This is a genomic window from Chitinophagales bacterium, from assembly GCA_020635995.1.
Taxonomy (GTDB): Bacteria; Bacteroidota; Bacteroidia; order Chitinophagales; family UBA8649; genus JAFMKE01.
The window spans coordinates 260,512-275,578 of the sequence record JACJYS010000003.1 but is presented as its reverse complement, the minus strand read 5'-3'; the positions used below and the strand labels follow the sequence as shown (position 1 = coordinate 275,578).

General features: G+C 33.5%; 30 protein-coding genes. All 30 read left to right on the top strand.

Going from position 1 to position 15,067, the window contains the following annotated elements:
- Positions 1-15 precede the first annotated feature (15 nt).
- The gene (rpsJ, locus tag H6578_07120) at positions 16-321 is read left to right on the top strand and encodes a 30S ribosomal protein S10 (GenBank protein MCB9226916.1); all 306 of its coding nucleotides are present in this window, start codon (positions 16-18) and stop codon (positions 319-321) included.
- A gap of 82 nt (positions 322-403) precedes the next feature.
- Positions 404-1,024, top strand: a complete 621-nt coding sequence (gene rplC, locus H6578_07115; protein ID MCB9226915.1) for a 50S ribosomal protein L3 — start codon at positions 404-406, stop codon at positions 1,022-1,024.
- Position 1,025: 1 nt separating this feature from the next.
- Complete coding sequence (gene rplD, locus H6578_07110; protein ID MCB9226914.1) at positions 1,026-1,640, top strand: 50S ribosomal protein L4; 615 nt, start codon at positions 1,026-1,028, stop codon at positions 1,638-1,640.
- Between the two features lie 9 nt (positions 1,641-1,649).
- The gene (gene rplW / locus H6578_07105; GenBank protein ID MCB9226913.1) at positions 1,650-1,952 is read left to right on the top strand and encodes a 50S ribosomal protein L23; all 303 of its coding nucleotides are present in this window, start codon (positions 1,650-1,652) and stop codon (positions 1,950-1,952) included.
- Between the two features lie 33 nt (positions 1,953-1,985).
- Positions 1,986-2,813 (top strand): 50S ribosomal protein L2, encoded by an 828-nt coding sequence (gene rplB, locus H6578_07100; GenBank protein ID MCB9226912.1) that lies wholly within the window; start codon positions 1,986-1,988, stop codon positions 2,811-2,813.
- A gap of 10 nt (positions 2,814-2,823) precedes the next feature.
- Positions 2,824-3,093 carry a 30S ribosomal protein S19 gene (gene rpsS / locus H6578_07095; GenBank protein MCB9226911.1) on the top strand — a complete coding sequence of 90 codons (270 nt, stop codon included), beginning with the start codon at positions 2,824-2,826 and terminating at the stop codon, positions 3,091-3,093.
- A gap of 83 nt (positions 3,094-3,176) precedes the next feature.
- Positions 3,177-3,551, top strand: coding sequence for a 50S ribosomal protein L22 (gene rplV / locus H6578_07090; GenBank protein ID MCB9226910.1), 375 nt, complete (start codon positions 3,177-3,179; stop codon positions 3,549-3,551).
- A 238-nt stretch (positions 3,552-3,789) separates the two neighbouring features.
- Positions 3,790-4,488: a 30S ribosomal protein S3 gene (gene rpsC, locus H6578_07085; protein ID MCB9226909.1), complete on the top strand. Its 699-nt coding sequence runs from the start codon at positions 3,790-3,792 to the stop codon at positions 4,486-4,488.
- Between the two features lie 9 nt (positions 4,489-4,497).
- A complete protein-coding gene (rplP, locus tag H6578_07080) occupies positions 4,498-4,920 on the top strand; it encodes a 50S ribosomal protein L16 (protein MCB9226908.1) in 423 nt (140 codons plus the stop codon).
- Positions 4,921-4,930: 10 nt separating this feature from the next.
- Complete coding sequence (gene rpmC, locus H6578_07075) at positions 4,931-5,140, top strand: 50S ribosomal protein L29 (GenBank protein MCB9226907.1); 210 nt, start codon at positions 4,931-4,933, stop codon at positions 5,138-5,140.
- 8 nt (positions 5,141-5,148) lie between these two features.
- Complete coding sequence (rpsQ, locus tag H6578_07070; protein ID MCB9226906.1) at positions 5,149-5,412, top strand: 30S ribosomal protein S17; 264 nt, start codon at positions 5,149-5,151, stop codon at positions 5,410-5,412.
- Position 5,413: 1 nt separating this feature from the next.
- Positions 5,414-5,782, top strand: a complete 369-nt coding sequence (gene rplN / locus H6578_07065) for a 50S ribosomal protein L14 (protein MCB9226905.1) — start codon at positions 5,414-5,416, stop codon at positions 5,780-5,782.
- A gap of 11 nt (positions 5,783-5,793) precedes the next feature.
- Entirely contained in the window at positions 5,794-6,126 is a 333-nt protein-coding gene (rplX, locus tag H6578_07060; GenBank protein MCB9226904.1) for a 50S ribosomal protein L24, read from the top strand.
- A gap of 2 nt (positions 6,127-6,128) precedes the next feature.
- Positions 6,129-6,677 (top strand): 50S ribosomal protein L5, encoded by a 549-nt coding sequence (gene rplE, locus H6578_07055; protein MCB9226903.1) that lies wholly within the window; start codon positions 6,129-6,131, stop codon positions 6,675-6,677.
- Positions 6,678-6,689: 12 nt separating this feature from the next.
- Positions 6,690-6,959: a 30S ribosomal protein S14 gene (rpsN, locus tag H6578_07050; GenBank protein ID MCB9226902.1), complete on the top strand. Its 270-nt coding sequence runs from the start codon at positions 6,690-6,692 to the stop codon at positions 6,957-6,959.
- Between the two features lie 19 nt (positions 6,960-6,978).
- Positions 6,979-7,380 (top strand): 30S ribosomal protein S8, encoded by a 402-nt coding sequence (gene rpsH, locus H6578_07045; GenBank protein MCB9226901.1) that lies wholly within the window; start codon positions 6,979-6,981, stop codon positions 7,378-7,380.
- Positions 7,381-7,404: 24 nt separating this feature from the next.
- On the top strand, positions 7,405-7,956 hold the full coding sequence (gene rplF / locus H6578_07040; GenBank protein MCB9226900.1) for a 50S ribosomal protein L6: 552 nt from the start codon (positions 7,405-7,407) through the stop codon (positions 7,954-7,956).
- A 6-nt stretch (positions 7,957-7,962) separates the two neighbouring features.
- A complete protein-coding gene (locus H6578_07035; protein MCB9226899.1) occupies positions 7,963-8,313 on the top strand; it encodes a 50S ribosomal protein L18 in 351 nt (116 codons plus the stop codon).
- 16 nt (positions 8,314-8,329) lie between these two features.
- Entirely contained in the window at positions 8,330-8,845 is a 516-nt protein-coding gene (rpsE, locus tag H6578_07030) for a 30S ribosomal protein S5 (protein MCB9226898.1), read from the top strand.
- Between the two features lie 5 nt (positions 8,846-8,850).
- Complete coding sequence (rpmD, locus tag H6578_07025) at positions 8,851-9,030, top strand: 50S ribosomal protein L30 (GenBank protein ID MCB9226897.1); 180 nt, start codon at positions 8,851-8,853, stop codon at positions 9,028-9,030.
- 2 nt (positions 9,031-9,032) lie between these two features.
- The gene (gene rplO / locus H6578_07020) at positions 9,033-9,482 is read left to right on the top strand and encodes a 50S ribosomal protein L15 (GenBank protein ID MCB9226896.1); all 450 of its coding nucleotides are present in this window, start codon (positions 9,033-9,035) and stop codon (positions 9,480-9,482) included.
- Positions 9,483-9,496: 14 nt separating this feature from the next.
- Positions 9,497-10,852 (top strand): preprotein translocase subunit SecY, encoded by a 1,356-nt coding sequence (gene secY, locus H6578_07015; GenBank protein MCB9226895.1) that lies wholly within the window; start codon positions 9,497-9,499, stop codon positions 10,850-10,852.
- A gap of 4 nt (positions 10,853-10,856) precedes the next feature.
- On the top strand, positions 10,857-11,657 hold the full coding sequence (gene map, locus H6578_07010) for a type I methionyl aminopeptidase (GenBank protein MCB9226894.1): 801 nt from the start codon (positions 10,857-10,859) through the stop codon (positions 11,655-11,657).
- Positions 11,658-11,659: 2 nt separating this feature from the next.
- Complete coding sequence (gene infA, locus H6578_07005) at positions 11,660-11,878, top strand: translation initiation factor IF-1 (GenBank protein MCB9226893.1); 219 nt, start codon at positions 11,660-11,662, stop codon at positions 11,876-11,878.
- Between the two features lie 12 nt (positions 11,879-11,890).
- Positions 11,891-12,007, top strand: coding sequence for a 50S ribosomal protein L36 (gene rpmJ / locus H6578_07000; protein ID MCB9226892.1), 117 nt, complete (start codon positions 11,891-11,893; stop codon positions 12,005-12,007).
- Between the two features lie 11 nt (positions 12,008-12,018).
- Positions 12,019-12,396, top strand: a complete 378-nt coding sequence (rpsM, locus tag H6578_06995; protein MCB9226891.1) for a 30S ribosomal protein S13 — start codon at positions 12,019-12,021, stop codon at positions 12,394-12,396.
- 29 nt (positions 12,397-12,425) lie between these two features.
- Entirely contained in the window at positions 12,426-12,848 is a 423-nt protein-coding gene (gene rpsK / locus H6578_06990) for a 30S ribosomal protein S11 (GenBank protein MCB9226890.1), read from the top strand.
- Positions 12,849-12,876: 28 nt separating this feature from the next.
- Positions 12,877-13,482, top strand: a complete 606-nt coding sequence (gene rpsD / locus H6578_06985; protein ID MCB9226889.1) for a 30S ribosomal protein S4 — start codon at positions 12,877-12,879, stop codon at positions 13,480-13,482.
- Between the two features lie 18 nt (positions 13,483-13,500).
- On the top strand, positions 13,501-14,496 hold the full coding sequence (locus H6578_06980) for a DNA-directed RNA polymerase subunit alpha (protein MCB9226888.1): 996 nt from the start codon (positions 13,501-13,503) through the stop codon (positions 14,494-14,496).
- Between the two features lie 29 nt (positions 14,497-14,525).
- Positions 14,526-15,059: a 50S ribosomal protein L17 gene (rplQ, locus tag H6578_06975; protein MCB9226887.1), complete on the top strand. Its 534-nt coding sequence runs from the start codon at positions 14,526-14,528 to the stop codon at positions 15,057-15,059.
- The last annotated feature ends 8 nt before the right edge of the window (positions 15,060-15,067 follow it).

The window sequence follows — 15,067 nt, the reverse complement described above, 5'->3', positions numbered from 1 at the left end:
TAATATTTTAAGAAGATGACACAGAGAATAAGAATAAAATTAAAATCGTACGATTATAACTTAGTTGATAAATCAGCTGAGAAAATATTCAAAACTGTAAAGAATACAGGAGCTATTATTAGTGGACCAATTCCTTTACCAACAAAAAGAAAAGTGTTTAATGTGATACGTTCTCCGCACGTGAATTCAGATTCAAAGGAGCAGTTTCAATTAATGACATATAAAAGATTATTAGACATCTACAGCTCAAACTCAAAAACAATTGATGCTTTAATGAAGCTTGAATTGCCGAGTGGAGTCGATGTAGAAATTAAAGTTTAAGCGGGAAACCAATGTTCCGATAATTTTATCGGAATAAGTTCCATCTGAACTAAGTATTTTTTAATTAATTAAAAAAAAGCAGATGAAAGCTATTTTAGGAACAAAAATTGGGATGACAAATGTCTTTGACAGCAAAGGCAAAAGAGTTCCTTGCACCGTGTTGCAAGTAGGACCTTGTTTTGTTACCCAAGTTAAAACAGAAGCAACTGACGGATACAATGCCGTACAGTTAGGGTTTGGCGAAAAGAAAGAAAAAAACACACCAAAACCTATGTTAGGGCACTTCAAAAAAGCAGGAGTTGACCCAGTAAGACATTTAATGGAAGTTAGAGATTTTAGCTTTGACAAAAACGTAGGTGATGAAATCACTTTAGATATTTTTGAAGAAGGCGAAGCTGTATCTGTAGTAGGAACTTCTAAAGGAAAAGGATTTCAAGGTGTTGTAAAACGTCATGGATTTAAAGGTGTGGGAATGCAAACACACGGACAACACAACAGAGGTAGAGCACCGGGGTCAATAGGTGCATGTTCTACACCGTCAAGAGTATTTAAAGGTACAAGAATGGCAGGCAGAATGGGTGGCGACCGTGTTAAAGCTCAAGGATTAAAAGTATTAAAAATGATTGCGGAAGACAATTTACTTATAGTAAGTGGTAGCGTTCCGGGTCATAAAGGTTCAACAATAATAGTGGAGGGCAAATAAGATGAAAGTTAAAGTATTAAACTCAGCTGGAAAAGAAACAGGAAGACAAGTAGAATTGCCTGACTCGGTATTTGGTATAGAGCCTAACGACCACGCTATATATTTAGACGTAAAACAATATTTAGCTAATCAGAGACAAGGAACTCACAAAGCTAAAGAACGTTCTGAAATAGCAGGTTCTACTAAAAAAATAAGAAAACAAAAAGGTAGTGGTGGTGCTCGTTTTGGAGATATTAAAAGTCCAATATTAAGAGGTGGAGGTCGTATTTTTGGTCCACGCCCAAGAAACTATGGTTTTAAATTAAACAAAAAAGTTAAAGCCTTAGCAAGATATTCTGCATTAACCTACAAAGCACAAAATGAAGGCATAGTAGTAGTAGAAGATTTAAAAATGGATGCACCAAAAACTAAAGAATTTGTTACATTTTTAACTAATTTAGGTGTAGAAAAGAAAGGACTTTACGTAAGTAACAGTATAGATAAAAATGTGGTGCTTTCATCAAGAAACTGTAAAGGTTCTGGAGTGAAAACCGTAAAAGATTTGAATACTTATGAAATTATGAATTGCAATAAACTTATATTAAGTGAAAGCAGTTTAGAATATTTCAACAAATAATAAGAAGCCATGAGAATAGTAGAAGATATATTAATAAAGCCGGTTGTTACTGAAAAATCAAACGCTACGCAAGAGAAAATGAATAGATTTACTTTTGTAGTAGATAAAGATGCTAACAAGTTGCAAATAAAAGAAGCTATAGAAAAAATGTACGGAGTAAGTGTTGACAAAGTAAGAACGCACCTTATACCTGCAAAATCTAAAGTAAGATATACAAAATCTGGCGTGGCTTCAGGAAGAAAACCATCTTATAAAAAAGCAATTGTGAGTCTTGTGGAAGGCGATACAATTGATTTCTATGAAAATATATAATTATAGAAAGATAATCCACAAAAAAGTAAAAAAATGGGAATTAAGAAATTTAAACCGGTAACACCGGGAATGAGATTCAGAGTGGGGAGTGATTTTGCTGAAATTACAACCGATAAACCTGAAAAATCATTGGTTACCACTTTGAAAAAAACAGGTGGTAGAAACTCTAACGGTAGAATAACTACAAGATATAGAGGAGGAGGATCAAAACGTAAATATCGTATTATTGATTTTAAAAGAGATAAACAAGATGTTAAAGCAGAAGTTTTATCTATAGAATACGATCCGAACAGAACAGCTCGTATAGCATTATTGCAGTACGAAGATGGAGAAAAAAGATACATAATAGCTCCAAACGGTTTATCGGTAGGAAGTAAAGTAGTGGCTGGCAAAACAGCAAAACCAGAAGTGGGTAATGCCATGTTTTTATCAGATATTCCATTAGGTTCTGTAATACACAATATAGAAATGCAACCGGGAAGAGGAGCACAAATAGCCAGAAGTGCTGGTTCTTATGCTCAGTTAAACTCAAGAGACGGTAAATATGCTATTATAAAATTGCCTTCTGGCGAAACAAGAATGATATTACAAACTTGTTTAGCCGTAATAGGTTCTGTTTCTAATGCCGACCATAACTTAACAAGATACGGAAAAGCAGGAAGAAAAAGATGGAAAGGAATAAGACCAAGAACAAGAGGTGTGGTAATGAACCCGGTAGATCACCCAATGGGTGGTGGAGAAGGGCGTAACTCCGGAGGACACCCACGTTCAAGAACAGGAGTTTATGCTAAAGGTTTAAAAACAAGAAAGAAAAACAAAGCATCAAACAGATTAATAATTAGTAAGAGAAAATCAAAATAAGTAGAAGATTATGGCACGTTCAATAAAAAAAGGACCTTACGTAGCACATCATTTGTTAAAGAAAATTGATGCTCAAAACGAATCAGGCAAAAAAACGGTTATTAAAACTTGGTCAAGAGCAAGTTTAATTATTCCTGACATGGTAGGACATACAATAGCTGTGCATAATGGTAATAAATTTATACCGGTATATGTTACAGAAAATATGGTAGGTCATAAATTAGGCGAGTTTTCTCCTACAAGACAATTTAGAGGACATTCAAGTAAGAAAATAAAATAGTTTTAAAAATTTAGTAAAGATAAAAGCCTAAGTAAGTCTTAAAATCTTATGTCTTATATCTTACATCTTAAATAAAATAGGAAATGGAAGCTGTAGCAAAATTAAGAAATAACCCAACGTCAACTAGAAAAACAAGATTAGTAGTTGATTTAATAAGAGGTAAAAATGTAGATGAAGCTTTAAATATTTTAAAGTTTACGAATAAAGAATCTGCTCCAAAAATTGAAAAATTGTTGATGTCGGCAGTTAATAACTGGGCACAAAATCACAAATTGCAGCCTGAGGAGTATGATTTATATGTAAAATCTGCGTGGGTAGATGGTGGCAAAATGCTAAAGCGTTTTAGACCGGCACCACAAGGTAGAGCTCATAGAATAAGAAAACGTTCTAACCATATAACTATAGTGGTAGGAAGCAGAAAAGAAGGTGTAGCACAAGAAGCTAAATCTGAAGAATAGTTTTATAGTAAATAAAATATAATAAAAATGCTTATCAAAATTTTGATAAGCATTTTTATTTGAAAAATAAGCAAGATAAAAAGCTGTAAATAGGAGTAGGAGGGTATTTATCAACTGCATAAAAATTGATGTAGTGAAAAAAATACAAAAAAAATGAAATAAAGGTTTCTAATTCCAATATTATTCCTTACATTTGCACTCCAATTTTATCAAAGCGTCTTAAAAATAAAAGAAATTAATGGGGCAAAAAATTAATCCAATATCGTACAGACTAGGTGTCATCAGAGGCTGGGACTCTAACTGGTATCCAGGTGAAGACTCTGACAAAAAGCTAGTTGAAGATGTAAAAATTAGAAAATACTTAAATGCACGTATTTCTAAAGGTGGTCTTTCTACCATAATAATAGAAAGAACATTAAAAAGAATAGTAGTAACAGTGCATACTTCTCGTCCGGGTATAATAATAGGACGTGGAGGAACAGAGGTAGATGCCATTAAACAAGAGTTAATGAAACTTACCGGAAAAGATGTTCAAATTAATATTGTTGAAATTAAAAGACCGGAATTAGACGCTACAATAGTTGCAGAAAGCATTGCTAAACAATTAGAAGCTCGTGTTAATTTTAGAAGAGCTGTAAAAATGGCAATAGCTTCTACCATGAGAATGGGAGCACAGGGAATAAAAGTGCGTTGTTCTGGTAGATTGGGTGGAGCTGAAATGGCAAGAGCAGAAGAATATAAGCAAGGAAGAACGCCATTACAAACTTTAAGAGCAGATATAGATTATGCTTTAGTGGAAGCTCAAACAATTTATGGTAAAATTGGAGTTAAAGTTTGGATTTGTAAAGGAGAAGTTTTAGGAGCTAGAGATTTATCGCCTAAAACAGATGACGGAAAGAAAACAAAACAAAAAAGAAAATTTGCGAAGCGTAAATAATAAATAAAGATGTTATTACCTAAAAGAGTAAAATATAGAAAACAGCAGAAAGGGAAAATGAAAGGTAATGCCGGTCGTGGTTCTACGGTGGCATTTGGTACCTTTGGTTTAAAATCTTTAGATTCAAGCTGGATTACCAACCGTCAAATTGAAGCAGCAAGGATTGCTTTAACAAGATATATGAAAAGGGAAGGTAAAGTTTGGATTAGAATATTTCCGGATAAACCGTACACAAGCAAGCCATTAGAGGTGAGAATGGGTAAAGGTAAAGGAGCACCTGAAGGGTGGGTGGCTGTAGTTAAACCTGGAAGAATTATGTTTGAAGTAGATGGAGTTAGTTCAGCAGTAGCAAACGAAGCATTGCGTTTAGCTGCACAAAAACTACCTGTGAAAACTAAAGTAATAACAAGAAGAGATTACGTAGAAGCTTAAATTAATAGCAATGGCATTAAATAAAGAAGATATAAAGCAATTAACAACAGATGAGTTGATTGAGAAAAGTAGTGAAACTAAACTAAAGTTGAAAAAACTAGAGTTTACACACGCTATTTCTGCAGTAGATAATCCGTTAAAAATTAGAGCAATGAGAAGAGATGTTGCCAGATTATTAACAGAACTTAGAAGAAGAGAATTAGAAAATTCTGCAAATTAAAAGGATTAATGGAAACAGTAGAAAGAAAATTAAGAAAGACAAGATCGGGGATAGTTACCAGCAATAAAATGGATAAAACCATTACCGTTGTGGTAGAAAGAAAAGTTATTCACCCTATGTATGGCAAGTTTTTGAAAAAAAGCAAAAAATACACTGCACATGACGAGAATAACGAGTGCAATGAAGGAGATCTTGTGAAAATAATGGAAACAAGACCTCTCAGCAAAAAGAAGAGATGGAGATTAGTTGAAATAATAGAAAGAGCTAAATAATATGTTACAACAAGAATCAAGAGCAAGTGTTGCAGACAATAGTGGTGCAAAAGAAGTGCTGGTAATAAAAGTACTAGGCGGTTCAAAAAGAAGATATGCATCAATAGGCGATAAAGTAGTAGTATCTGTAAAAAAAGCATTGCCAAACGGCAACGCTAAAAAAGGTACAGTACATAAAGCTGTAGTTGTTAGAACAAAAAAAGCCATTAAAAGAGCAGACGGTTCCCATATTCGTTTTGACGACAATGCAGTAGTATTGTTAAATGCTCAAGATGAAATGAGAGGAACACGTATTTTTGGACCTGTAGCTCGTGAGTTGAGATACAAAGATTATATGAAAATTGTAGCGTTAGCTCCAGAAGTTATTTAATATTTAGAACGATGAGTAAGAAAAGATTTGAACCTAAGTTTAAAATTAAGAAAGGCGACAAAGTAGTTGTTATAGCAGGAAATGATAAAGGAAAAGAAGGTAAAGTATTAGAAGTTTTGCCGGAAGTTTCAAGAATTATTGTTGAAGATGTTGCCGTGGTTAAGAAACATACAAAACCAAGTGCTAAGAATCCTGACGGTGGAATAATTTCTACTGAGGCTTCTATACACATTTCAAATGTTTCATTAATAGATCCTAAATCTGGAAAACCTACAAGAGTAGGCATTAAAAGAGAAGGCGGAAAAGTAGAAAGAATTGCTAAGAAATCAGGAGGAGTAATTTAATTATGAGTTATACACCACGTTTACAAAAACAGTATTTAGAAGAAGTAGTACCGGCTTTAAAAGAGAAATTTGGATACACTTCAATAATGGCAGTACCTAAAATAGTGAAAATTTCACTAAACCAAGGTGTTGACGGTGCCGTTAGCGATAAAAAATTAGTTGATGTAGCTGTACAAGAAATGTCTGAAATAGCAGGACAAAAAGCAGTAGCTACCTTATCTAAAAAAGCTATCTCAAACTTTAAGTTAAGAGAAAATATGCCAATAGGCTCAAAAGTAACTTTAAGAAGAGATAAAATGTACGAATTTTTAGATCGTTTAATTTCTGTAGCATTACCAAGGGTAAGAGACTTTCAAGGAATTAACAATAAAGGATTTGACGGAAGAGGAAACTATAACTTTGGAATAACAGAGCAAATTATATTTCCGGAAATAGATATTGATAAAGTGAAAAACATTAGTGGTTTTAATATTACAATAGTAACAACTGCTAAAACAGATCAAGAAGCTATGGAATTGTTAAAACTAATTGGTTTGCCATTTAAAAAATAATAAGAGAGGATTATGTCTAAAAAATCAATAATAGCAAGACAAGTAAAAAGAGAAAGATTAGTAGCCAGATATGCTGAAAAAAGAAAAGCATTAAAAGAAGCTGGAGACTATGAAGCTTTAGATAAATTACCAAAAAACGCATCGCCAGTACGTTTAAAAAACAGATGTGGATTAACAGGAAGACCAAAAGGTTATATCCGTTATTTTGGTATAAGTAGAGTAACATTTAGAGAGTTAGCATCAAGTGGTAAAATACCTGGTGTTACAAAAGCAAGTTGGTAATAATAAAAAACAATATACAATGTATTTTGATACAATATCGGATTATTTAACAAGAATTAGAAACGCACAAATGGCTCAACACAGAACAGTTGAGATACCGGCATCTAATTTAAAGAAAAGAATAACAGAAATTCTTTACGATCAAGGTTACATCTTAAAATATAAGTTTGAAGATGAAGCTTTTGGTGGTCAAGGTAAAATAATGATAGCTTTAAAATATGATGGCAATAACAAACCCGTTATGCGATCTATTCAAAGAGCTTCAAAACCAGGTAAAAGAATGTTTAAAGGTTCTAACGATTTGCCACACGTTTTAAACGGATTGGGAATAGCTATCGTGTCAACATCAAGAGGTGTAATGACAGATAAAGAAGCCCGAGACTTGAACGTAGGTGGAGAAGTTTTGTGTAAAGTATATTAATAAAACAAAAGAAAATTTAGAAACATGTCTAGAATAGGAAATGCAGTAATCACTTTGCCACAGGGTGTTGAAGTTAAGCAAGAGGGTTCTTTACTTACCGTAAAAGGTAAAAGAGGAGCATTAACTCAGGCAATAGACAGAGATATGAAAATCAAAGTTGAAGACGGCAAGTTAACAGTTGAAAGACCAACAAATCAAATTCGCCACAAAGCACTACATGGTTTAACAAGAGCCTTAGTAGCCAATATGGTAGAAGGTGTTTCTAATGGATATAAAAAAGAATTAGAGCTTGTGGGTGTTGGTTTTAGAGCTCAAGCTACAGGTCAAGTATTAGAAATTGCAGTTGGATATTCTCACCCGGTAGTATTTTTACTTCCGGAAGAAGTTAAAGTACAGGCTGCAATGGAAAAAGGGAAAGCACCTTTAGTTACTTTAGAAAGTAACGATAAACAACTTATAGGTCAAATAGCAGCAAGAATTAAGTCTGTTAGAAAAATTGAACCATATAAAGGAAAAGGTATTCGCTTTAAAGGAGAATATATTAGAAGAAAAGAAGGTAAATCTGCTAAAAAATAAGCCAAAATGGGAATTAGTAATATTAAACGTAGAGAAAGAATTAAACACGGCATTAGAAAAAAAGTTGCTGGTACTGCTGAAAGACCTAGACTTAGTGTTTTTAGAAGTAACAAGGCAATTTATGCTCAATTAATAGATGATTTAGCCGGACATACATTAGCGTCAGCTTCTTCTAAAGATGCAGCTGTTTCTGGTGGTACTAAAGTAGAGCAATCTATAGCAGTAGGAAAAATATTAGCAGATAAAGCTAAAGCTGTAAATATAAGCGAAGTAGTATTTGACAGAAACGGATACAGATTTCAAGGAAGAGTAAAAGCCTTAGCAGAAGGAGCAAAAGAAAACGGATTAAAATTCTAGAAAACAAAAGAATAAAATGGCAGGAAAATCATTTATAATAAGAGCATCTGAATTAGATTTAAAAGAGAAAGTTGTAAGCATAAGAAGAGTAGCAAAAGTTACTAAAGGTGGTAGAACTTTCGGTTTCTCAGCTTTAGTAGTAGTAGGCGATGGTGCAGGCGTAGTAGGACATGGAATGGGAAAAGCAAGAGAAGTAACAGAAGCTATTCAAAAAGCTGTGGACGATGCTAAAAAGAACTTAGTTAAAGTTCCAATATTAAAAGGAACAATACCTCATGAGCAAGATGGAAAATTTGGAGCCGCAAAAGTATTAATGCGTCCGGCATCTGAAGGTACAGGAGTAATAGCAGGTGGTGGAATGAGAGCTGTATTAGAAGCAGCAGGCGTACATGATGTATTAGGAAAATCTAAAGGTTCAAACAATCCTGCAAACGTTATTAGAGCTACTGTAGATGCTTTGTTAAAACTTAGAGATCCTTATTCAGTAGCAAAAGATAGAAAAGTATCATTGAAGAAAGTATTTAACGGATAAGAGTCATGGCAAAATTTAAAGTAACACAAGTAAAGAGTATTATAAAAAGACCTAAAGATCAAAAAGCTACAATGCAAGCTTTAGGGCTTAGAAGAATAGGACAAAGCAATGAGTTTGAAAGTACCCCACAAATAAAAGGTATGATAAACAAAGTTGCCCATTTATTAAAAGTAGAAGAAATATAACTATGAATTTAAGTAACTTAAAACCTGCAAAAGGTTCTACACACAATTCTAAAAGAGTAGGTAGAGGACAAGGCTCTGGAAAAGGTGGAACATCTAAAAAAGGTCATAAAGGAGCTCAATCTCGTTCAGGATACTCTCGTAAATTTGGATTTGAAGGAGGACAAATGCCACTTCAAAGAAGAATACCTAAAAGAGGGTTTAAAAATATTAATAGAACAGATTATGAAGCACTAAACGTAGGTCAGCTTCAATATTATGCCGATAAATATAAAGTAGATACCATTAATATAGAATTTTTAACTGAGAAGAATATTATACAAAAATCTAAATTAGTTAAAGTATTAGGTAATGGCGAATTGAAAACTAAATTAAATATTTCTGCACACGCTATCAGCAAATCAGCTCAAGAAAAAGTTGAAAAAGCAGGTGGAAGTTTTACAGAAATTAAATAAAATAAACGGATACTGTGAAATTTATTGAAACCATAAAAAACATTTTTTCAATAGAAGAACTTAGAAACAAGATTCTTTACACCTTACTATTAGTATTGGTTTATAGAATAGGTTCTTACATTGTTATTCCTGGTGTTGACCCTACAAGCCTTGACGCTTTAGCAGATAGGGCTCAAAATGGTATTTTAGGAATGGTAAATGTTTTTGCGGGAGGTGCTTTTAGTAGAGCGTCTATAATGGCATTAGGAATTATGCCTTATATCTCTGCTTCAATTGCCGTACAGTTATTAACTATAGCTGTACCTTATTTCCAAAAATTGCAGAAAGAAGGAGAGAGTGGTACACGCCAAATAAACCAAATTACAAGATATTTAACAATAGTTGTAACAATGGTGCAAGGTGCAGGATACCTTACTCTTTTAAATAATAATGGAATAAGCATAGTAGAAGGATTTTCACCGGTATTGTTTACGCTTACAGCCATGATAGTTTTAACCGCAGGTACATTATTTGCCATGTGGTTAGGAGAAAAAATTACAGATAATGGAATAGGAAATGGTATTTCATTATTAATTATGATTGGTATTATGGCAGGTTTGCCGGGTTCTTTCTTAGCAGAACTTACTGCAAGATTTGGAGCCAGCGGTGGAGGCTTAGTAATATTTATATTTGAATTAGTAATACTTTTCATTATTATATTAGTAAGTATAGCTTTAGTACAAGCTACAAGAAGAGTAGCCATACAATATGCTAAAAGAAATGTAGTGCAAGGTGGCAAAATGATGCAAGCCGGAGGAAATAGACAATATTTACCTTTAAAAGTAAACGCATCGGGAGTAATGCCAATAATATTTGCACAAGCTATTATGTTTTTGCCTTCTGTGGTTTACCAGTTTATAGCAGGAGAAAATGCAAGTGGATGGTTTGTAAATTCATTTAATGATCCTAAGAGTTTGTTATACAATATATTTACATTCTTATTAGTAGTAGTATTTACTTATTTCTATACCGCTATGGTGGTTAATCCGCAGCAGATAGCTGACCAGCTTAAAAAAGACGGTGGATTTATACCGGGCATTAAACCCGGAAAACATACAGAAGAATTTATAGATACGGTAGTGTCAAGAATAACTTTACCGGGCTCTATATTTTTAGGATTTATAGCTATTTTACCTGCATTTGCAATGATAGGTGGTGTTAATACAGGATTTGCTTACTTTTTTGGAGGTACATCTTTATTAATTATGGTAGGGGTAATTTTAGATACATTACAACAAATAGAAAGTCATTTAATGATGCGTCATTACGATGGCTTAATGCAGGGAGGATCAAAACTTAAAGGAAGACATAGTGTTGGGGCTTCTATTTAAAAGAATGATAAAAACAGAAGAAGAAATCGGATTAATTCGTGAAAGTTCATTACTTGTTTCCAACACACTAGCTGAAATTTCAGCACACATAAAACCGGGAGTAACTCCTTTGCAAATAGATAAATTAGCAGAGGAATACATTAGAGACCATGGTGCTAAGCCGGGGTTTAAAGGTTATAATGGGTTTCCCAATACACTTTGTTTTTCAATGAACAGTGCTGTAGTACACGGAATACCCAATAATGTTGAAATTAAAGATGGTGATGTTTTATCTATAGACTGCGGTGCTTTACTTAATGGATATTATGGTGATCAAGCGTTTACATTTGCTTTGCAAGGAATAAGCGAAGAAGTACTAAAACTACTTCATGTAACCAGAAAATCATTAGAATTAGGTATAGAACAAGCTGTAGTAGGTAAGCGAGTTGGAGATATAGGTTTTGCCATACATCAATACTGTGAAAAAGAACACGGCTATGGTGTAGTAAGAGAATTGGTAGGACATGGACTTGGAAAAGCACTTCATGAAGATCCGGAAGTGCCTAATTATGGGAAAAGGGGGCAAGGAGCTAAACTTAAAGAAAATATGGTTTTAGCTATTGAACCTATGATAAATTTGGGAACAAGACATGTTGTTCAAGATAAAGATGGTTGGACTATTTTAACAAGAGACGGCAAGGTAAGTGCTCATTACGAACACGACATTGTAGTTAAAAAAGAGAAAGCGGAACTATTAACCGATTTTGATGTTATAGATAGAAAAATCGCAAAAAATAAAAATCTACAAGAAATTGTAGTTAAATAAATATGGCAAAACAAGATTTAATAAAATTAGATGGAACAATAACAGAAGCATTATCTAATGCAATGTTTAGAGTTCAGTTAGAAAATGGTCATGAAATTGTAGCACATATTAGCGGTAAAATGAGAATGCATTACATTAAAATTTTACCGGGAGATAAAGTTGCAGTAGAAATGTCGCCATACGATTTGAATAAAGGAAGAATTACCTATAGGTATAAATAAAAAACAAGAATTATGAAAGTAAGAGCATCAATAAAGAAGCGTAGTGCTGATTGTAAAGTTGTGAAAAGAAAGGGACGTTTATATATCATAAACAAAAAGAATCCAAAATTTAAACAAAGACAAGGATAAATTTATAACAAATGGCAAGAATAGCAGGAACAGATTTACCAAGAAATAAAAGAGGTGTTATAGGATTAACATACATTTTTGGTATAGGCAAAACCAGAGCACAAGAAATTTTAGAGGCAGTAGGTATTGACCCCAATAAAAAAGTTAGCGAATGGAATGATGATGACGTAGCTAACATTAATAAACATATTGGCGACAATATTAAAGTAGAAGGTGAGCTTAGATCAGAAATTCAGTTAAACATTAAACGTCTTCAAGATATTGGATGTTATAGAGGAATACGTCATAGAAAAGGCTTGCCTTTAAGAGGTCAGCGTACTAAGAATAATTCAAGAACAAGAAAAGGTAAGAGAAAAACTGTTGCTAACAAGAAAAAAGCAACTAAGTAATAAATAATAATAATTAGGAGTAAAAAGATATGGCTACAACTAAAAAAGGAACTGGCAAGGGTAAAACCACTGCAAAAGGAAAAGCTAAAAAGAATAGCGTAAAAGTAGGAAATGAAGGAAAAGTATTCATAAAAGCTACTTTTAACAATATAATTGTAACATTTGCAAACAGCCAAGGAGAAACTATTTCTTGGGGTTCGGCAGGTAAAGCCGGCTTTAGAGGTTCTAAAAAGAACACACCTTATGCAGCACAAGTAGCAGTAGAAGATGCAGCAAAAACAGCTTATGATGCAGGAATGAGAAAAGCAGAAGTGTTTGTAAAAGGACCGGGCTCAGGTAGAGAGTCTGCTATAAGAACTGTGGCAGCAAGTGGTATAGAAGTTACTTTAATAAAAGATACAACTCCAATACCTCACAATGGATGTCGTCCTCCTAAAAGAAGAAGAGTATAATTAATTTAAAGACAAGAAAGAAGATACAATGGCAAGATATATAGGTCCAAAAACCAAAATAGCAAGAAAATTTGGCGAAGCAATCTACGGAGAAGATAAATACTTTGATAGAAGAAAATATGCCCCGGGGCAACACGGTTCTTCAAGAAGAAGAAAATCTTTATCTGACTATGGTGTGCAGCTTAAAGAAAAGCAAAAAGCTAAATACATCTACGGCTTGTTAGAGCGTCAGTTTAGAAATGTTTTTGAAAAAGCATCTCGTAAAGATGGCGTAACAGGTGAAATATTATTGCAAATGTTAGAAGCAAGATTAGACAACGTAGTTTACCGTTTAGGTATAGCTTCTACACGTTCGCAAGCACGTCAGTTTGTAGGACACAAACATATTCTTGTTAATGGCGATGTTGTAAATATCCCTTCTTACCAATTACGTCCCGGAGATGTAGTAGAAGTGAGAGAGCGTTCTAAATCATTAGAGCCAATTAAAGCTTCTATAGGAGCTACAACAAGCAAATTTGAGTGGTTAGAATTTGACCCTCATGCCATGAAAGGTAGATTAATTTCTTTGCCGGAAAGAGAACTTATACCTGAAAACATTAACGAACAATTAATAGTTGAACTTTACTCTAAATAATAAAATAAAAATTATCAAATGGGATTATTATCATTTCAAAAACCAGATAAAATATTATTACAAAAGGCTACTGACTTTGAAGGTATCTTTGAATTTAAACCTTTGGAACCGGGTTTTGGTGTTACAGTTGGTAATTCGTTAAGAAGAGTATTGTTATCTTCTTTAGAAGGATATGCTATTGTAGGCGTTAAAATAAGCGGTGTAGAACATGAGTTTTCTACGGTAAGAGGTGTATTAGAAGATTTAACAGAAATAATATTAAACTTAAAACAAGTACGTTTAAAGAAAGTGTTAGATGACGAAAATGAATCTGACAAAATCTTTTTAACCATTAAAAATAAAGAGCAATTTACGGCTGGCGATATAGAAAAACATACTAATGTTTATTCTGTTATGAATCCGGAGTTAGTAATATGCAATTTAGAGCCTGTAGTTACTTTAGAAGTAGAGTTAACTATAAAAAGAGGCAAAGGATACGTAGCTGCTGAAGAGCATGAGTTTGAAGATGAGCCTGTAGGTTTTATAGCTGTAGATTCTATTTTTACACCAATAAAAAATGTAAAATACACAATAGAAAATACACGTGTAGAACAACGTACAGACTATGAAGCTTTAAACCTTGAAGTTACTACAGACGGCACTATCCACCCGGAAGATGCGGTTAAAGAAGCAGCTAAAATATTAATTCAGCACTTAATGTTAGTGTCTGACGAGAATATAACTTTTGAAGATTTTGACAGCCATCAAGATGATATAGTAGATGAGCACGTACTTCAAATGAGAAAGCTATTAAAAACTAATTTAGAAGATTTAGATCTTTCAGTTAGAGCATACAACTGCTTAAAAGCGGCTAAAATTAACAGCTTAGAAGAGTTGGTAAGATTTAATACAAATGACTTATTAAAATTCAGAAATTTTGGTAAAAAATCATTAGTAGAAATAGAAGCTATGCTGATAGAAAAAGGTTTAAGCTTTGGCATGGATATTTCAAAATATCAATTAGACGAGAAATAATTATAAAAATTTATAGATAACTTGAGGCAATGAGACACGCTAAGAAAATTAATCATTTAGGAAGAAAAACTGCACATAGAAATGCTATGTTGTCAAACATGGCAAGTTCTTTAATTATAAGCAAAAGAATTTTTACCACTTTAGCTAAAGCTAAGGCATTAAGAAAATTTGTTGAGCCTGTAGTTACAAAATCAAAAGAGAATACAACACACAACAGACGTGTGGTATATTCTTACTTAGGTAGCAACGCACATGGCAAGCAAGCTTCTAAAGAATTGTTTGAGGTAGTAGCACCTAAAATTGGAGACAGACCGGGAGGCTACTTACGTATTATTAAAACAGGATTTAGACCGGGCGATGGTGCTGAAATGGCTATGATTGAGTTTGTAGATTTTAATACCATTTACACTCAAGCTAAAGAAGACCGTAAATCTAAAACAAGAAGAAGCAGAAGAGGCGGAAGTAAAAAAGCTGAAGCTACTACTACAGAAGCTAAAAAAGAAGAAGCACCTGCTAAAGAAGCTCCTGAAGCATCGGCAGAAGAAACAAAATCTGAAGAATAAGATTTTGA

What these genes read in the sequence shown, in the direction of transcription:
- rplO (MCB9226896.1), top strand. Translation starts at nt 9,033, where the DNA reads ATGAATTTAAGTAACTTAAAACCTGCAAAAGGTTCTACACACAATTCT.
- rplE (MCB9226903.1), top strand. Translation starts at nt 6,129, where the DNA reads ATGAGTTATACACCACGTTTACAAAAACAGTATTTAGAAGAAGTAGTA.
- rpmC (MCB9226907.1), top strand. Translation starts at nt 4,931, where the DNA reads ATGGCATTAAATAAAGAAGATATAAAGCAATTAACAACAGATGAGTTG.
- infA (MCB9226893.1), top strand. Translation starts at nt 11,660, where the DNA reads ATGGCAAAACAAGATTTAATAAAATTAGATGGAACAATAACAGAAGCA.
- rplD (MCB9226914.1), top strand. Translation starts at nt 1,026, where the DNA reads ATGAAAGTTAAAGTATTAAACTCAGCTGGAAAAGAAACAGGAAGACAA.
- rpmD (MCB9226897.1), top strand. Translation starts at nt 8,851, where the DNA reads ATGGCAAAATTTAAAGTAACACAAGTAAAGAGTATTATAAAAAGACCT.
- rplB (MCB9226912.1), top strand. Translation starts at nt 1,986, where the DNA reads ATGGGAATTAAGAAATTTAAACCGGTAACACCGGGAATGAGATTCAGA.
- rplQ (MCB9226887.1), top strand. Translation starts at nt 14,526, where the DNA reads ATGAGACACGCTAAGAAAATTAATCATTTAGGAAGAAAAACTGCACAT.
- H6578_06980 (MCB9226888.1), top strand. Translation starts at nt 13,501, where the DNA reads ATGGGATTATTATCATTTCAAAAACCAGATAAAATATTATTACAAAAG.
- rplW (MCB9226913.1), top strand. Translation starts at nt 1,650, where the DNA reads ATGAGAATAGTAGAAGATATATTAATAAAGCCGGTTGTTACTGAAAAA.
- map (MCB9226894.1), top strand. Translation starts at nt 10,857, where the DNA reads ATGATAAAAACAGAAGAAGAAATCGGATTAATTCGTGAAAGTTCATTA.
- rpsK (MCB9226890.1), top strand. Translation starts at nt 12,426, where the DNA reads ATGGCTACAACTAAAAAAGGAACTGGCAAGGGTAAAACCACTGCAAAA.
- rplV (MCB9226910.1), top strand. Translation starts at nt 3,177, where the DNA reads ATGGAAGCTGTAGCAAAATTAAGAAATAACCCAACGTCAACTAGAAAA.
- rplF (MCB9226900.1), top strand. Translation starts at nt 7,405, where the DNA reads ATGTCTAGAATAGGAAATGCAGTAATCACTTTGCCACAGGGTGTTGAA.
- rplX (MCB9226904.1), top strand. Translation starts at nt 5,794, where the DNA reads ATGAGTAAGAAAAGATTTGAACCTAAGTTTAAAATTAAGAAAGGCGAC.
- rpsJ (MCB9226916.1), top strand. Translation starts at nt 16, where the DNA reads ATGACACAGAGAATAAGAATAAAATTAAAATCGTACGATTATAACTTA.
- rpsE (MCB9226898.1), top strand. Translation starts at nt 8,330, where the DNA reads ATGGCAGGAAAATCATTTATAATAAGAGCATCTGAATTAGATTTAAAA.
- rpmJ (MCB9226892.1), top strand. Translation starts at nt 11,891, where the DNA reads ATGAAAGTAAGAGCATCAATAAAGAAGCGTAGTGCTGATTGTAAAGTT.
- rpsN (MCB9226902.1), top strand. Translation starts at nt 6,690, where the DNA reads ATGTCTAAAAAATCAATAATAGCAAGACAAGTAAAAAGAGAAAGATTA.
- rpsH (MCB9226901.1), top strand. Translation starts at nt 6,979, where the DNA reads ATGTATTTTGATACAATATCGGATTATTTAACAAGAATTAGAAACGCA.
- rpsD (MCB9226889.1), top strand. Translation starts at nt 12,877, where the DNA reads ATGGCAAGATATATAGGTCCAAAAACCAAAATAGCAAGAAAATTTGGC.
- rplN (MCB9226905.1), top strand. Translation starts at nt 5,414, where the DNA reads ATGTTACAACAAGAATCAAGAGCAAGTGTTGCAGACAATAGTGGTGCA.
- H6578_07035 (MCB9226899.1), top strand. Translation starts at nt 7,963, where the DNA reads ATGGGAATTAGTAATATTAAACGTAGAGAAAGAATTAAACACGGCATT.
- rpsS (MCB9226911.1), top strand. Translation starts at nt 2,824, where the DNA reads ATGGCACGTTCAATAAAAAAAGGACCTTACGTAGCACATCATTTGTTA.
- rpsQ (MCB9226906.1), top strand. Translation starts at nt 5,149, where the DNA reads ATGGAAACAGTAGAAAGAAAATTAAGAAAGACAAGATCGGGGATAGTT.
- rpsM (MCB9226891.1), top strand. Translation starts at nt 12,019, where the DNA reads ATGGCAAGAATAGCAGGAACAGATTTACCAAGAAATAAAAGAGGTGTT.
- rplC (MCB9226915.1), top strand. Translation starts at nt 404, where the DNA reads ATGAAAGCTATTTTAGGAACAAAAATTGGGATGACAAATGTCTTTGAC.
- rplP (MCB9226908.1), top strand. Translation starts at nt 4,498, where the DNA reads ATGTTATTACCTAAAAGAGTAAAATATAGAAAACAGCAGAAAGGGAAA.
- rpsC (MCB9226909.1), top strand. Translation starts at nt 3,790, where the DNA reads ATGGGGCAAAAAATTAATCCAATATCGTACAGACTAGGTGTCATCAGA.